The sequence below is a fragment of the Nitrobacter sp. 62-13 genome (assembly GCF_001896955.1).
GTDB lineage: Bacteria > Pseudomonadota > Alphaproteobacteria > Rhizobiales > Xanthobacteraceae > Nitrobacter.
In genome coordinates, this window is record NZ_MKRN01000028.1 from 1 (window position 1) to 14,250 (window position 14,250).

At 63.5% G+C, this 14,250-nt stretch carries 13 protein-coding genes and 2 pseudogenes; 8 read left to right on the forward strand and 7 right to left on the reverse strand.

Annotated features, from left to right (window positions below):
* From BGN91_RS03860 to rsmI, 3 genes and pseudogenes are all read right to left on the reverse strand, one after another.
* Window positions 1-391: pseudogene (locus BGN91_RS03860) on the reverse strand (glutathione synthase); the annotation flags it as partial.
* 46 nt (window positions 392-437) lie between these two features.
* Window positions 438-845 (reverse strand): YraN family protein, encoded by a 408-nt coding sequence (locus BGN91_RS03865; protein ID WP_292610687.1) that lies wholly within the window; start codon window positions 843-845, stop codon window positions 438-440.
* The gene (rsmI, locus tag BGN91_RS03870; RefSeq protein ID WP_292610689.1) at window positions 832-1,785 is read right to left on the reverse strand and encodes a 16S rRNA (cytidine(1402)-2'-O)-methyltransferase; all 954 of its coding nucleotides are present in this window, start codon (window positions 1,783-1,785) and stop codon (window positions 832-834) included. The genes BGN91_RS03865 and rsmI overlap by 14 nt, the downstream gene beginning before the upstream one ends.
* 301 nt (window positions 1,786-2,086) lie before the next feature.
* On the opposite strand from rsmI, the gene BGN91_RS03875 reads away from it, so the two are divergent.
* A complete protein-coding gene (locus BGN91_RS03875) occupies window positions 2,087-3,289 on the forward strand; it encodes a penicillin-binding protein activator (protein WP_292610718.1) in 1,203 nt (400 codons plus the stop codon).
* Window positions 3,290-3,306: 17 nt separating this feature from the next.
* Here BGN91_RS03875 and hemW read toward each other — a convergent pair whose 3' ends face one another.
* From hemW to rph, 3 genes are all read right to left on the reverse strand, one after another.
* Window positions 3,307-4,467 carry a radical SAM family heme chaperone HemW gene (gene hemW, locus BGN91_RS03880; RefSeq protein WP_292610691.1) on the reverse strand — a complete coding sequence of 387 codons (1,161 nt, stop codon included), beginning with the start codon at window positions 4,465-4,467 and terminating at the stop codon, window positions 3,307-3,309.
* Window positions 4,454-5,089: an RdgB/HAM1 family non-canonical purine NTP pyrophosphatase gene (rdgB, locus tag BGN91_RS03885; protein WP_292610693.1), complete on the reverse strand. Its 636-nt coding sequence runs from the start codon at window positions 5,087-5,089 to the stop codon at window positions 4,454-4,456. The genes hemW and rdgB overlap by 14 nt, the downstream gene beginning before the upstream one ends.
* Window positions 5,090-5,206: 117 nt before the next feature.
* Window positions 5,207-5,920 carry a ribonuclease PH gene (gene rph, locus BGN91_RS03890; protein WP_292610695.1) on the reverse strand — a complete coding sequence of 238 codons (714 nt, stop codon included), beginning with the start codon at window positions 5,918-5,920 and terminating at the stop codon, window positions 5,207-5,209.
* Window positions 5,921-6,176: 256 nt separating this feature from the next.
* On the opposite strand from rph, the gene hrcA reads away from it, so the two are divergent.
* Together hrcA and grpE are read left to right on the forward strand one after the other, a co-directional pair.
* On the forward strand, window positions 6,177-7,265 hold the full coding sequence (gene hrcA, locus BGN91_RS03895; protein WP_292610696.1) for a heat-inducible transcriptional repressor HrcA: 1,089 nt from the start codon (window positions 6,177-6,179) through the stop codon (window positions 7,263-7,265).
* 94 nt (window positions 7,266-7,359) lie between these two features.
* Window positions 7,360-7,959 (forward strand): nucleotide exchange factor GrpE, encoded by a 600-nt coding sequence (grpE, locus tag BGN91_RS03900; protein WP_292610698.1) that lies wholly within the window; start codon window positions 7,360-7,362, stop codon window positions 7,957-7,959.
* A gap of 41 nt (window positions 7,960-8,000) precedes the next feature.
* Here grpE and BGN91_RS03905 read toward each other — a convergent pair whose 3' ends face one another.
* The gene (locus BGN91_RS03905; protein ID WP_292610700.1) at window positions 8,001-8,939 is read right to left on the reverse strand and encodes a hypothetical protein; all 939 of its coding nucleotides are present in this window, start codon (window positions 8,937-8,939) and stop codon (window positions 8,001-8,003) included.
* Between the two features lie 335 nt (window positions 8,940-9,274).
* On the opposite strand from BGN91_RS03905, the gene dnaK reads away from it, so the two are divergent.
* The 5 genes and pseudogenes from dnaK to BGN91_RS03930 form a co-directional block, all read left to right on the forward strand.
* Entirely contained in the window at window positions 9,275-11,173 is a 1,899-nt protein-coding gene (gene dnaK / locus BGN91_RS03910) for a molecular chaperone DnaK (protein ID WP_292610702.1), read from the forward strand.
* A gap of 155 nt (window positions 11,174-11,328) precedes the next feature.
* Window positions 11,329-12,468, forward strand: a complete 1,140-nt coding sequence (gene dnaJ, locus BGN91_RS03915) for a molecular chaperone DnaJ (protein WP_292610704.1) — start codon at window positions 11,329-11,331, stop codon at window positions 12,466-12,468.
* 93 nt (window positions 12,469-12,561) lie between these two features.
* A complete protein-coding gene (locus tag BGN91_RS03920; protein ID WP_292610706.1) occupies window positions 12,562-13,164 on the forward strand; it encodes an rRNA adenine N-6-methyltransferase family protein in 603 nt (200 codons plus the stop codon).
* A gap of 202 nt (window positions 13,165-13,366) precedes the next feature.
* Window positions 13,367-13,945, forward strand: coding sequence for an NAD(P)H-dependent oxidoreductase (locus tag BGN91_RS03925; protein WP_292610708.1), 579 nt, complete (start codon window positions 13,367-13,369; stop codon window positions 13,943-13,945).
* 180 nt (window positions 13,946-14,125) lie between these two features.
* Window positions 14,126-14,250 (forward strand): annotated as a pseudogene (locus tag BGN91_RS03930) (4-hydroxy-tetrahydrodipicolinate reductase); the annotation flags it as partial.

Below are 14,250 nucleotides of genomic sequence, written 5' to 3' on the forward strand. Positions count from 1 at the left end.
AATCCATCACGAACAGTTTCTCCGGCGCGTCGCGCACGCTCGCGGGATCGTTCACCACCAGCGTCTTCGGATGGATGCGCTCGAGCAGGTGAGTGCTCGTGATATAGGCGAGATCGAACGGCGGATCCTGCCGCAGCAACACGACGTCGAACGATTCCATCGGGGTGCGCATCGCATCGCCGAGCGTAAAATGATCGCCGTCCTGATCGCGCACGGTCAGCGGCTGGACCGGCGCGACCACGTCCTTGCCGCGCAGGGACAGTTTGTCCGGCGTGTAATACGAGAGCGTGTGGCCGCGTCTCTGCGCCTCCAGCAACAACGCAAAGGTCGAATCGCCGCGAACGTTGATGCGTGCGATAGGATCCATCTGAACGGCGACTTTCAATGTCATCGTGCTCGTCCGTTGATTTCAACCGGAGACGCGTAAACGCCCCAGGCTATGTACTGGCGTCGAATGCACCTGGCAAATGGCGCGGCAAGCGTCGCGGCGCAATCAGCATGGCGTCGAAACGAAGCTCGAAAGCTGCATGTTCGGGATGCGCCATCAGCCAGCCTTGCGCGGCGGCGATGATCCGGAGTTGTTGCCGTGGCGTCACCGCGTAGGCGGCTTCATCGAGGCTGCGGCGGGCCTTGACCTCGACGAAGGCGAGAAGCTGACGCCGCCGCGCCACGATGTCGATCTCGCCATGCGGCGTGCGATACCGCCGCGCCAGAATCCGGTAGCCCTTGGCGATCAGATAGGCGGCGGCGCGACTCTCCGCCGAAAGACCCGTGTGGAAGGCCGCGACCCGCTCCGGCGCTGCGGTTCTGGCGCGGTCGAGGGAATCGTCCTTACCCGCGGTCATTGTCGTCCCTGGCCCGACCCTGTCCGGCGAGTTCAAGGGCGCGGGCATAGATTTCGCGACGCGGGCGGCCCGAGATTTCGACTGCCCGAGCGACGCTGTCCTTGACGCTGCTTTCCTTCAGCGAGGTCAGCAGCAGTTCGTCCAGATCTTCGGACGACATCACGCCTGCGTCAGCCGGAGGCGGGCCGACCACCAGCACAAATTCGCCCCGCGTTTCCAGCGTCTCTGCCGCTGCCGCGAGTTCTCCGAGGGGTGCCCGGCTGATATCCTCGTGCAGTTTCGTCAGTTCGCGACAGATCGCGGCGTCGCGACGGTCGAGGATGGCTGCGAGATCGCGCAAGGATTCCCGGATGCGGCTGCCGGATTCAAACATGACCAGCGTGGCATCGACTCTTGCAAGCTCGGCAAGGCGCGTTCGACGGGCAGCCTCCTTTGCGGGCAGGAATCCTTCGAAGTAGAACCGGTCCGTCGGCAGCGCGGCGACTGCGAGCGCAGCCAGCACGGACGATGGTCCGGGCAACGCAACGACCCGATGGCCGGCGGCAGAGACCTCGCGGACCAGCTTGAATCCGGGGTCGGAAATCAGCGGCGTTCCGGCGTCGGAGACCAGCGCGATCGAGGCCCCAGCCGCAAGCTGCTCCAGAATTTTCGGACGGGCGGTCGCAGCGTTATGTTCGTGATATGGCTTAAGCACGGCTGTGATCGCGAAGCGTTCGGTAAGACGACGCGTGATGCGGGTGTCCTCGCATGCGATCATATCGACACCGGCGAGTGTCTCCAGTGCCCGCAGGGTGATGTCGCCGAGATTGCCGATCGGCGTAGCGACGAGATGAAGACCTGGCGCAGCCCTGGGCGCGACCAGTTGATGACCCGCGATGGAAAAGGTCCGGATACCGGGAGTTTCGGCGTCCGGTTTCAGCGGGGCTGATTTTGCGCGCATGGCGCTGCACTCTATAGCGTTTTCGGGCGACGTGGATACCGCTTCGCGCCCAGAAAAATCAGTGAGGACGAAAGCCGTGGCTTTGACTCCAATAAAAGCCAGAATGGCCCAGGGGGGGCGAGAAGGGATTCGATTTTACGTCATTTCAGCGAAGTCGGCGGGTTCCGCCGTCCACAAGGTTGGGTACGGCGCCGAGTCGAGGCGGGACACGATCCCTTTGTTCAGGTAATTATTCGTCAGCAATATGCCTGATTCCCTCGGGAGATTGCGCTCGGCCCGTGCGGACGAGTTCATGGCAAGGATGATAATGGCGGACCCGTTCAAACCGAAACCCGAACGTCCGGGCACGACCCGCCGAGCGGCATTGGGTTTCGTCATTGGCGCGCCCTTGCTCGGGGCGTGCTCGGGTGTCCAGCAATCGCTGATCGGTTCGTCGACGCAACCTTCGCCGGCCGCTCCGCCTCAGCAGGGCGTTACCATCGGGACGGGCCAAGTCAAGGTTGGACTGGTCCTGCCGTTGTCGGCCGCGGGCAATGCCAGCATTGCGGCGCAGTCGATGAAGAATGCCGCCGAAATGGCGCTGTCGGAGTTTCAGAACCCGAATATCCAGTTGCTGGTCAAGGACGACTCCGGTTCGGCGCAAGGCGCGCAGCAGGGCGCGCAACAAGCCCTCGATGAAGGCGCCGAAATCATCCTCGGTCCGCTGTTTGCAGCTTCCGTTCCGGCGACCGCGCAGGCCGCACGGACGCGCGGCATCTCGGTGATCGCGTTCTCGACCGATTCAAGCGTCGCGGGCCGGGGCGTTTATCTCCTGAGCTTTCTTCCCGAGTCCGATGTGAACCGGATCGTCGAATATGCCGCGAGCGTCGGAAAGCGCTCGTTTGCCGCCATGGTGCCCGAAAACGCCTACGGCAATGTGGTGGAGGTCGCTTTCAAGCAGACGGTCGGCCGCCACGGCGGGCGTATCGTCGCATTCGAGAAATATGGCGCGGATCGCGCCGCCGCGGCGAAAAACGTGGCGCAGTCGCTTCGCTCGGCAGACGCTCTGCTCATCGCCGATGATGGCGATGCGGTGGTCTCGGTTGCCGACGCGCTCACGGCGGCGGGCGCCAACCTGCGCAATGTCCAGCTTCTCGGCACCGGCCTGTGGGACAATCCACGCGTATCCGCCAGCGCGGCATTGCATGGCGGTCTCTACGCCGCTCCCGACCCGTCCGGTTTCCGCGCCTTCGCGGGCCGTTACCGCGCCAAGTTCGGCGGCGAACCGGTGCGCACGGCGACTCTCGCCTATGATGCGGTTGCACTGGTGGCGGCCCTCGCCCGCACTCAGGGGCCGCAGCGCTTCGCGGGGGAGACGCTGACGAACCCGTCGGGCTTCGCCGGCATCGACGGCCTGTTTCGATTCCGTTCCGACGGCACCAACCAACGCGGCCTCGCCGTCATGCGCGTCGCGTCCGGTGGTGGCCAGCCGGTTGCCGGATCGCCCAAGAGCTTTGGCGCCTGATCTTTGGACTGCCGGAATCAGGCGGCGAGATCGGCCACCACGGCGTCGAGCACGGGAAAGCCATCCTGCGTAACCCGCAAACGCCCGTCGGGGCTGATTGCGATCGCGCCTTCCTCGCGCAGGATGGCGATTCGCTGCGGATCGAGGGGACGGCCCGACAGCGCCGCGTAGCGCTGCGGATCGATGCCCTCGCGCAAGCGCAGCCCCATCAGCAGGAATTCGTCGGCGCGCTCTTCGCTGTTCAGGAGATCGTCGGTGACGATCCCGTTGCCGATCGCCTCGACCCGCATCAGCCAGGCTTCGGGCCGCTTTTCGGTGGCGATGGCGTGCCTTTGGCCGTCGATATCGAGACGTCCGTGTGCCCCCGGGCCGATGCCCGCATATTCTTGCCCGCGCCAGTAGACCAGGTTGTGCCGGCATTCCGCGCCGCGCCGCGCGTGATTTGATATCTCGTAGGCCGGCAAGCCATGACGCGCACAGATCTCCTGCGTGACGTCATACAAAGCGCGTGCGATCGCCTCATCCGGCGTCTTGAGTTTGCCGGCCGCGTGCAGGCCGAAAAACGGCGTGCCTTCCTCGATGGTCAATTGATAGAGCGACAGGTGCTCGGCGGCTTCCGAGATCGCGCGCTGCAATTCCTCCGCCCACATGTCAGGCGTCTGGTCGGGGCGCGCATAGATCAGATCGAACGAATAGCGGTCGAACACCGAGCGCGCGATCGCGACCGCGTCCAGCGCCTCGCGCGCGGTGTGCAGCCGCCCGAGAGCTTTCAGCGAGGCATCGTCGAGCGCCTGCACGCCGAGCGAGACGCGATTGACGCCCGCGTTGCGATAGCCGCGGAACCGCGTGGCTTCGACGCTGGTCGGATTGGCCTCCAGCGTGACCTCGACGTCATCAGCAACGTTCCAATGTTGTCCGATGGCGTCGAGGATGGCGCCGACGGTCCGCGGCTGCATCAACGACGGGGTGCCGCCGCCGAGGAAGATCGAGGACACGTCGCGGCCGGGTGCGCGGGCGGCGGTGGTTGCGACCTCGCGCACGAATGCCCGCACGAAGCGTTCTTCATCGATCGGCGCGTGCCGGACATGGCTGTTGAAGTCGCAATACGGACACTTCGACAGGCAGAACGGCCAGTGCACATAGACGCCGAAAGCGGGCTTTGTGTCAGCGGCGATCAAGGGCAATCTCCGCAAGCTTCACGAATGCGCGGGCGCGATGCGACAGGCCGAGGCCGAGAGGCGGCAGTCCGTGCTTCTCGATGCTGGTCATCTCGCCGAACGTGCGCGCGTGACCGTCCGGCAGGAACGTCGGATCATAGCCGAAACCGGCCGTTCCTCGCGGGGGCCAGACCAGCGTGCCGTCGACGCGGGCTTCGACCTCCTCGAGATGGTCGTCGGGCCATGCGACGCACAGTGCCGATACGAAATGAGCCCGGCGCTTCTCCGGCGTCGTCGCGCCGCGCTCCTGCAACAGCCGCTCGATACGGGCCATCGCTGCGGAAAAATCCGCAGGTTTGCCGGCCCAGCGCGCGGAATGGATGCCCGGCGCGCCGTCGAGCGCATCGACGACAAGACCGGAATCGTCGGCAAAGGCCGGAATCTTCGCACTTCGGGCCGCAGCGACGGCCTTGATCCGGGCATTGGCGCGGAAGTCGGCGCCGGTCTCCTCAGGCTCGCCGAGACCGAGTTCGCCGGCGGAGACCGCCTCGATGCCGTACGGCGCGAGCAATTCGCGCATCTCGGCGAGCTTGCCGGGATTGTGGGTGGCGATCACGAGTTTGCCGGTTATCCGACGATGCATGGCCGATCGGGTTTCAGTTTCCTGTTTTGACGCGTTTTCTTGATGCGAACCGGCACCCGCTGCGCTCCAAAACGCTGCAGGACGCGGGTCCTGCGGGAGAAACGCGCGAGGAACGAATCACGCCACCGCCATTTTCTGCAAATCCACCAGCCGCGCGACCCCTTTTTTTGCGAGCGTGATCAGCGCGCGAAATTCATCTTCCGAGAACGGCGTCTTTTCGGCGGTTCCCTGTACCTCGATGATGCGTCCGTCGCCGGTCATGACGAAATTGGCGTCGGTATCGGCTTCGGAATCCTCCGCATAATCCAGGTCCAGGACGGGCGTGCCGTTATAAATGCCGCATGACACTGCGGCGACGTTGTCGCGAAGCACGCTCGTCTTGAGCATGTTGCGGGCCTTCATCCAGCCGACGCAGTCGGCCAGCGCAACCCACGCGCCGGTGATCGAGGCGGTGCGCGTGCCGCCGTCGGCCTGTATGACGTCGCAATCGATCGTGATCTGGCGTTCGCCGAGCGCCTCGAGGTCGACCGCGGCCCGCAGGGAGCGGCCGATCAGGCGCTGGATTTCGACGGTGCGGCCGCCCTGTTTGCCGGCGGAGGCCTCGCGCCGGGTCCGCTCCAGCGTGGCGCGCGGCAGCATTCCGTATTCGGCCGTGACCCAGCCGCGCCCCTGGCCCTTGAGCCACGGCGGCAGCCGTTCCTCAAGCGTCGCGGTCACCAGCACGTGGGTATCGCCGAATTTCACCAGGCAGGAGCCCTCGGCATATTTGACGACGCCACGTTCGAGCGACACGGCGCGCAGTTCATCGGGTGCACGGCGGCTCGGCCGCATGGGAACCTCTCCAGTTCGCTTATGAAAATTATCTTGCGGTGCTTTTAGAGCATGATCCCGAAAAGTGGAAACCGGTTTTCGGAGAAGATCATGCTCAAACAAAAAGGCTGGAGTCCGAATTCCACGCAATCGAGCAGGACCCTAGGGGCAGGACGCCGCGGCGGCAAGGCCCGAGCGTCGAGCGTCGCAAAGGCGGCTTGCAGGCGATGCGTCGGGGGGACAAATTAGAGGCAACCATGATGCGCGGGAGATAGCGTTGGTTCATCACGAATCGATCGGCCTGATTGCGCCGAATGCCGGGCTTGCCCAGTTGAACGAGCGGTCGCGCGACATTTTTCGTCAGATTGTCGAGAGTTATCTCGCGACCGGCGAGCCCGTGGGCTCGCGCAATATTTCCCGCCTGATCGCGGTGCCGCTGTCGCCGGCGTCGGTTCGCAACGTGATGTCGGATCTCGAACAACTCGGGCTGATCTATGCGCCGCATACCTCGGCCGGGCGCTTGCCGACCGAACTCGGCCTGCGGTTCTTCGTCGACGCCCTGATGCAGGTCGGCGACCTGACCGAGGCGGAGCGCCAGTCGATCCAGACCCAGCTTGCGGCGGTCGGTAAGGCGCAATCGGTCGAGGCGGCGCTGGGCGAAGCCTTGACGAGGCTGTCGGGATTGACCCGCGCGGCGGCGGTGGTTCTGACCGCCAAATCCAACGTGCGTCTGAAGCACATCGAATTTGTCAGGCTGGAGCCGGAGAAGGCGCTGGTGGTGCTCGTCGCCGAGGACGGACAGGTGGAGAACCGCGTGCTGACGCTGCCCTCCGGCGTTCCGGCATCCGCGCTGACCGAAGCGTCGAATTTCCTCAATGCGCGAATCCGCGGGCGAACGCTCGCCGACGCGCGTCTCGAACTCGAGACCGCGCTGACGCAGAGCAAGGCCGAACTCGATCAGCTCACCCAGAAGATCATTGCGGCCGGGATTGCGAGCTGGTCGGGCGGCGACAGCGACGATCGGCAACTGATCGTGCGCGGCCACGCCAATCTGCTGGAGGACCTGCACGCGATGGAAGACCTTGAGCGGGTGCGGTTGTTGTTCGATGACCTCGAAACCAAACGCGGCGTGATCGACTTGCTCGGCCGCGCCGAACGCGCCGATGGCGTCCGTATCTTCATCGGTTCGGAAAACAAGCTGTTCTCGTTGTCGGGATCCTCGACGATCATCGCGCCCTACAGCGATGGCGCCGGTCATATTGTCGGAGTCCTCGGCGTGATCGGTCCGACCCGGCTGAATTACGCGCGGGTGATCCCGATGGTCGACTACGCGGCCCGCATCGTCAGCCGGATGCTCGGCGGATGAGCCGGTCCCGCGCGCGCTTGATTTTTACGCCGGAACCACGATATCCCGCACGGACCATCCATTCGTTCGAGACCATTTGCGAGAAGGCTGCGTGATGACCGATTCCGACGGCAAAACAGACAATTCCGGCGATCCCGCTCCGGAGGCCGAGCCGGTGGTTTCCAAGCCGTACATCATGCCCGACGATCCCGAGGAAGGGTCGCTCGATGCGCTGACCAAGCAAGCCGCGGAAGCGAAGGACCGGATGCTTCGCACGCTGGCGGAAATGGAGAATCTGCGCAAGCGCACCGCGCGGGAGGTGTCGGATGCGCGAGCTTATGCGATATCGGGGTTCGCCCGCGACGTGCTGGACATTGCCGACAACCTGCAGCGCGCGCTCGATGCGGTGCCGGCCGAGGCGCGCGCTGCGGCCGAGCCCGGGCTGAAAGCCCTGATCGAGGGCGTGGAGTTGACCGAACGCTCGCTGCACAACGCGTTGGAAAAGCACGGCGTGCGGAAGTTCGATCCGGCCGGCGAGAAGTTCGATCCGAACGTTCATCAGGCGATGTACGAAGTCCCCGATCCGTCAGTTCCCGTCGGAACGATCGCGCAGGTCATCCAGGCCGGCTACATGATCGGCGAGCGGGTGTTGCGTCCGGCGCTGGTGGGAGTTGCGAAGGGCGGCGCCAAGCCGGCCGCTTCCGAGCAAGGTTAGCCCGTGGTTGCGGGCTGCGCCGCAAGGCCTGCCTATTGGACCTAACGCGGCTGGATGCCGTCACGAACCGCACGAAAGCGTGGAAACGCAGTAGACCATTCGTCTCGCGGCGTGCTGCCGATCAGCCGCATTGCCGTGTTTGCGCTTCCGAACACCAGCCATTGAACGACGGTTACCGGCGCATTCGTCTGTGCGTTCGTGGCGTCGATCCGCGTTTCGAAGCCGGGCGATCCGTTGATCCGCATCGGCTCCGACATCGTGATATGCGCATCGCGCAGGTTCGGAATCGTGGTTGCGATGTCGCGCGCAAACCGGCCCCGATCGTCCGGCCGTTCCGGAGCCGACCCGGTCGGCGCGATGATCATGAAGGCCTTGCTGTCGATATCGTTATCCGTTGTTGCGTCGGCGAGCAGGATGGCGGCTCCCGGCGCCAGCGTGCGGACCGTTTTGAAGGAGCTCAATTCGGTCAACTTGAAAGGCAGCAGACTGAGCTGCTCCTCGATCGGCACTTCCTTGCGCAAGGCCACCGTTGCAAACATCTTTTGCATGGCCTGGTCGGAATAGATTTTTTCGGCATTCTCCGGCACTTGCGCCGCTACATATCCTGAGAAGGTGTCGCCCGACACCACCATCGAATAGCGCCGAACGCTGTCGTTGCCGTTCTTGGCGGTCTCGACGATGAAATAGGCCTTTCCACTCGCGGTCTCCAGGCTTTGCGGTTTTGGGCCTTGGACGCCGGCCGGTTCGGATTTGGCGGCGGCCTCCACGTCCCGGAAGGCCGCGGGCGGGAGTTCTGCGACGATGACCTTGACCTGGTGATCGGCGGTCTCGAAGCCGGGAAATGTCTTTGCTGCCGAGAGGCCGATCAGCGGAACCAGTCCGATCCGGCTGCCAGGCGCATAGATCAGGCCGTCGGCGAAAGCGGTAACGCCGCCGGCCAGCAGAAACAGAGCGGCTACCGCTTGCGTGAGATATCTCATGGAAGCTCTCTTGGGGTTGCATTAAGGCCGTTCAATGATCGGTCCGTACGACGCTCTCGCTGCTTTCGCCAACCTGTCTTGGCGGGAGCTTCCGCTTTTCGTTAACGGATCGGATTGCAATTTCGCGATCTGCCGGGCTATCCGGAAAAGAGGCCGGCTTCCCTGAAAATGGATGTTTTCCGCCATGAAGGATCGCGCCGGTCCTTGCGGCCCCCACCCCCCCTCCTATATGAGGCTCACCGTCGCTATATCGCGCGCATTTGATATCTGGGGGTCTGGAGGTGGGTGCCGTCAGGGCCCGGCCGGACTGCCGCAACAAGAGGGATACAAAGACCATGGGAAAGGTCATCGGGATCGACCTCGGCACCACGAATTCGTGCGTTGCCGTAATGGACGGCAAGACGCCGAAAGTCATCGAGAACGCGGAAGGGATGCGGACCACCCCGTCCATTGTCGCCTTCAGCGATGACGGCGAGCGGCTCGTCGGGCAGCCGGCCAAGCGCCAGGCCGTGACCAATCCCGAGCGGACCATTTTCGCCGTCAAGCGCCTGATCGGCCGCCGTTACGACGATCCCACCGTCGAAAAGGACAAGAAGCTTGTCCCATACAAGATTGCAAAGGCCGGCAACGGCGACGCCTGGGTCGAAGTGGACGGCAAGACCTATTCCCCCTCGCAGATTTCGGCTTTCACGCTCCAGAAGATGAAGGAGACGGCCGAAGCTCATCTGGGCCAGAAGGTCGATCAGGCCGTCATCACGGTTCCTGCCTACTTCAACGACGCGCAGCGACAGGCGACCAAGGACGCCGGCAAGATCGCCGGCCTTGAAGTGCTGCGCATCATCAACGAGCCGACCGCGGCGGCGCTGGCCTATGGCCTCGACAAGGCGAAGAGCGGCACGATCGCCGTCTACGATCTCGGCGGCGGCACGTTCGACGTGTCCATTCTGGAGATCGGCGACGGCGTGTTCGAGGTGAAGTCGACCAATGGCGATACGTTCCTTGGCGGCGAAGACTTCGACATGCGCCTGGTCAACTATCTGGCCGATGAATTCCAGAAGGAGCAGGGCATCAACCTTCGCAACGACAAGCTCGCCTTGCAGCGGCTCAAGGAAGCCGCCGAGAAGGCCAAGATCGAATTGTCGTCGACCACGCAGACCGAGATCAACCTGCCGTTCATCACGGCCGACCAGTCCGGCCCGAAGCATCTGACCATGAAGCTCACCCGCGCCAAGTTCGAAGCGCTGGTCGACGATCTGGTTCAGAAGACCATCGAGCCGTGCCGCAAGGCGCTGAAGGATGCCGGCCTGACGGCGGGCGAAGTCGGCGAAGTGGTGCTGGTCGGCGGCATGACGCGCATGCCGAAGGTCCAGGAAGTGGTCAAGCAGCTGTTCGGCAAGGAGCCGCACAAGGGCGTCAATCCGGACGAGGTTGTCGCGATCGGTGCTGCGATCCAGGCCGGCGTGCTGCAGGGCGACGTCAAGGACGTCCTGCTGCTTGACGTCACTCCGCTGTCGCTGGGCATCGAAACGCTGGGCGGCGTGTTCACCCGCATCATCGATCGCAACACCACGATTCCGACCAAGAAGAGCCAGGTGTTCTCGACTGCCGAGGATAACCAGAACGCCGTCACCATCCGCGTCTTTCAGGGCGAGCGCGAAATGGCGGCCGACAACAAGATTCTCGGCCAGTTCGACCTGATGGGCATTCCGCCCGCCCCGCGCGGCATGCCGCAGATCGAGGTGACGTTCGATATCGACGCCAACGGCATCGTCAACGTCTCGGCCAAGGACAAGGCGACCGGCAAGGAGCAGCAGATTCGCATCCAGGCGTCCGGCGGTTTGTCCGAGGCCGACATCGAGAAGATGGTCAAGGACGCGGAAGCCAACGCGACCGAGGACAAGAAGCGCCGCGAGGCCGTCGACGCCAAGAACCACGCCGATGGCCTGGTGCACTCGACCGAGAAGGCGTTGAGCGAACACGGCTCCAAGATCGAGGAAAGCGAGCGTCGTGCCATCGAAGACGCCGTCAGCGATCTGAAGGAAGCGCTGAAAGGCGATGATGCCGAGGCGATCAAGGCCAAGACGAATACGCTGGCGCAGGCGTCCATGAAGCTCGGCGAAGCCATGTACAAGCAGCAGGCTGAAGCCGATGCAGCCAAGGACGCCGCGAAGGACGATGTCGTCGATGCCGAGTTTACCGAGGTCGACGACGACAAGAACAAGAAGTCTGCTTAAGCGGCGAGAATGACCATGACCCCCGTTTCCCCGGAGCACGCAAGGCGTCTCGAAGGGCGGGGGTCATTTTTCTTTAAGCGGGACGCTGCATCCTCTGGCCAACGAATCACTCATGCGTCTTTGGGGATGAAGCGACGTTCGGGCGGTATGGACTGATGTCGACCAAGCGCTGTTACTACGAAACCCTTGAGGTCGATCGGAACGCGGACGAATCCAAGCTCAAGGCGGCCTTTCGTAAACTGGCCATGAAATGGCATCCGGACCGAAATCCGGGCGACGCCACCAGCGAGATACGCTTCAAGGAAATCAACGAGGCCTACGAAGTCCTGAAGGATGGCGATAAACGCGCCGCCTATGATCGTTTCGGTCACGCCGCGTTCGAGCATGGCGGCATGGGTGGTGGCGGAGGCGCCGGATTCGGCGCGGGATTCGCTTCATCATTCTCCGACATTTTCGAAGACTTGTTCGGAATGGCCGGACAGCGCGGCCGGGGCGGTGGCCGTGAGCGTGGCGCGGACCTTCGCTACAATATGGAAATCTCGCTGGAGGAGGCCTTCCAGGGCAGGACGGCTCAGATCGAAATTCCGGTTTCGGTCACCTGTGAGTCCTGCTCGGGCACCGGCGCCAAGGCCGGGACCAAGCCGAAGAACTGCGCGATGTGTGGCGGAGCGGGGCGGATTCGTCAGGCCCAGGGCTTCTTCACGCTGGAGCGCACCTGCCCCGGCTGTCAGGGGCGCGGCCAGATGATCGAGGATCCCTGTCCCTCCTGCAACGGTTCGGGCCGCGTCAGCCGCGAACGCTCGCTGTCGGTCAACATTCCGGCCGGCGTCGAGGATGGCACCCGCATCCGCCTGGCCGGCGAGGGCGAGGCCGGAATCCGTGGCGGGCCGCCGGGCGACCTCTACATTTTCCTGTCCCTCGCTTCCCATGAGTTCTTCCAGCGCGACGGCGCCGATCTGCATTGCCGTGTTCCGATCTCGATGGTCACGGCCGCGCTTGGCGGAGAATTCGAGGTGCCGACCATCGACAAGAGCAAGACCAAGGTGAAAGTCCCGTCCGGGACCCAGTCGGGCCGTCGATTCCGCATCGCATCAAAGGGCATGCCGGTGCTCCGCTCGCGCCAGACCGGCGATATGTATGTGCAAGTGGTAGTTGAAACGCCGCAGAATCTGACCAAGAAGCAGCAGGATCTTCTCGCCGAGTTCGAAAAATTATCGTCCGGTGCAACCCAACCGGAGGCGGCGGGTTTCTTCACTAAGGTCAAGGACTTCTTCGGTACTCGTGCAAGTCCCTGAAGACCGTTTTGCTTGACCGTTTCGATTGCCGGCTGTACCTGTGTATAACTTAAGTCTCACATCCTGCCAGTAGTGACCCCATCTGGGTGCAAAATGCCTTTGCAAATGTCCGCGCGTGCGTTGAAGAAACCGCTCCGCCTTGACGACGAGGTTCGCTTTCTCCGCTCGTGGATCGAAAAGCCGCTCCATATGGGTGCAGTGATGCCATCCGGGCGCCTTCTGGCCCGCACCATGGCGCAATACGTCGATGTCGGGTCGAACGACCCGGTTGTCGAACTCGGACCGGGAACGGGTGCCATCACCAATGCGATGATCGAACATGGCGTCGATCAGAAACGTCTTGTGCTGGTCGAGTACGATCCGGGATTTTGTGCGCTGCTTCGCGACCGTTACCCGCAGGCGACGGTCGTTCAGGGCGACGCCTATACGTTGCGTGACTCGCTGTGGAACGTGCTGGGCGCCCGCGCCTCGGCGATCGTCTCCGGCCTGCCGCTCGTCACCAAACCGATGTTGACGCGGCTCAGGCTGATCCGCGATGCCTTTGCGACGCTCGCCCCCGGCGCGCCGTTCGTGCAGTTCACTTATTCGGTCGTGCCTCCGATCCCCAAATCGTTGCCCGGCATCTCGACGGAAGCGTCCGAGCGGATCTGGATGAATCTCCCTCCAGCACGCGTCTGGGTGTATCGCAGGCGCTGACGGGGCAGTGTGGTGGTTCAGATGTTCGCTGCCTTTTCCTTGCGAGGGCGTCAGCGAGCTTCGAACCGAAACCGCACCAGAACTTACTCAATTCGCTCGTGCCCTTTCGAATCCGAAGTTTGCTCCGGAAGGCGCCGCACAATGAAGCAGACGTCCGATTCAGGGCGCTAGCGCGGCGGCTGGTTTGCCTGCAATGCGACCAATGTCCGTGCCGAAAATCCTCATCATTCCCGGCTCGCTACGCACCGGCTCGCACAATGCGAGGCTCGCCGCCGTTGCAGTCGCGGAATTTGTCCGGGCCGATGTCGAAGCCGTCCGCATTTCGCTTGGCGACTTTCCGTTGCCGATCTACGACGCCGATCTGCAGGCAAATTCCGGCGTGCCCGCCAGCGCGGTCCGTCTCAAGCAGATAATCGGGGCGCATGACGGTATTCTCATCGTGACGCCCGAATACAACGCTTCGCTGCCGCCATTGCTCAAGAATGCCATCGATTGGATTTCGTGCGTTCAGGCTCCCCACGAAATGCGCGGTCAGGTTTTTCACGGCCGTGCCTTTGCGATCGCGTCGGCCTCCGCCGGGCGGTTCGGCGGCGCGCGATGTCTGGCCCAGTTGCGCCTTGTCCTCTCCGCTTGCCGCGCGATGGTGATACCCAATCAGCTCGCGCTGTCGTTCGCAGCCGATGCCTACGACGATATGGAACGCTTGAAGCATCCCGCCGATGCCGATGCGTTGAGGGCCATGGTGCGCCAATTGATCGAGATCGCCGGGAACGCGCGCTGAAGCTTGGCCTGAAACAATTGCCTGCTCACCGCCCGCTCTATCCGGAAGACGCCTGCGGTCATCGAGCGCCATGACATTCTTGACCATTCTTGCCGGCGCGGCAGGCGATGCGGAGCATGATCGGTTGCCGGGAAACCCGGCCCCCGCTATACCCGGAGAGCATTTTCAAGGACTCGGTTCGTGGCCGACATGCGTTTGATTGTTGCGGGAGCAGGCGGCCGGATGGGCCGTGCTTTGGTGCGCGCGATGACGGAAACCGGCGGCGCGGTGCTGGCGGGCGCGCTCGAATCGCCGGGATCCGAGCT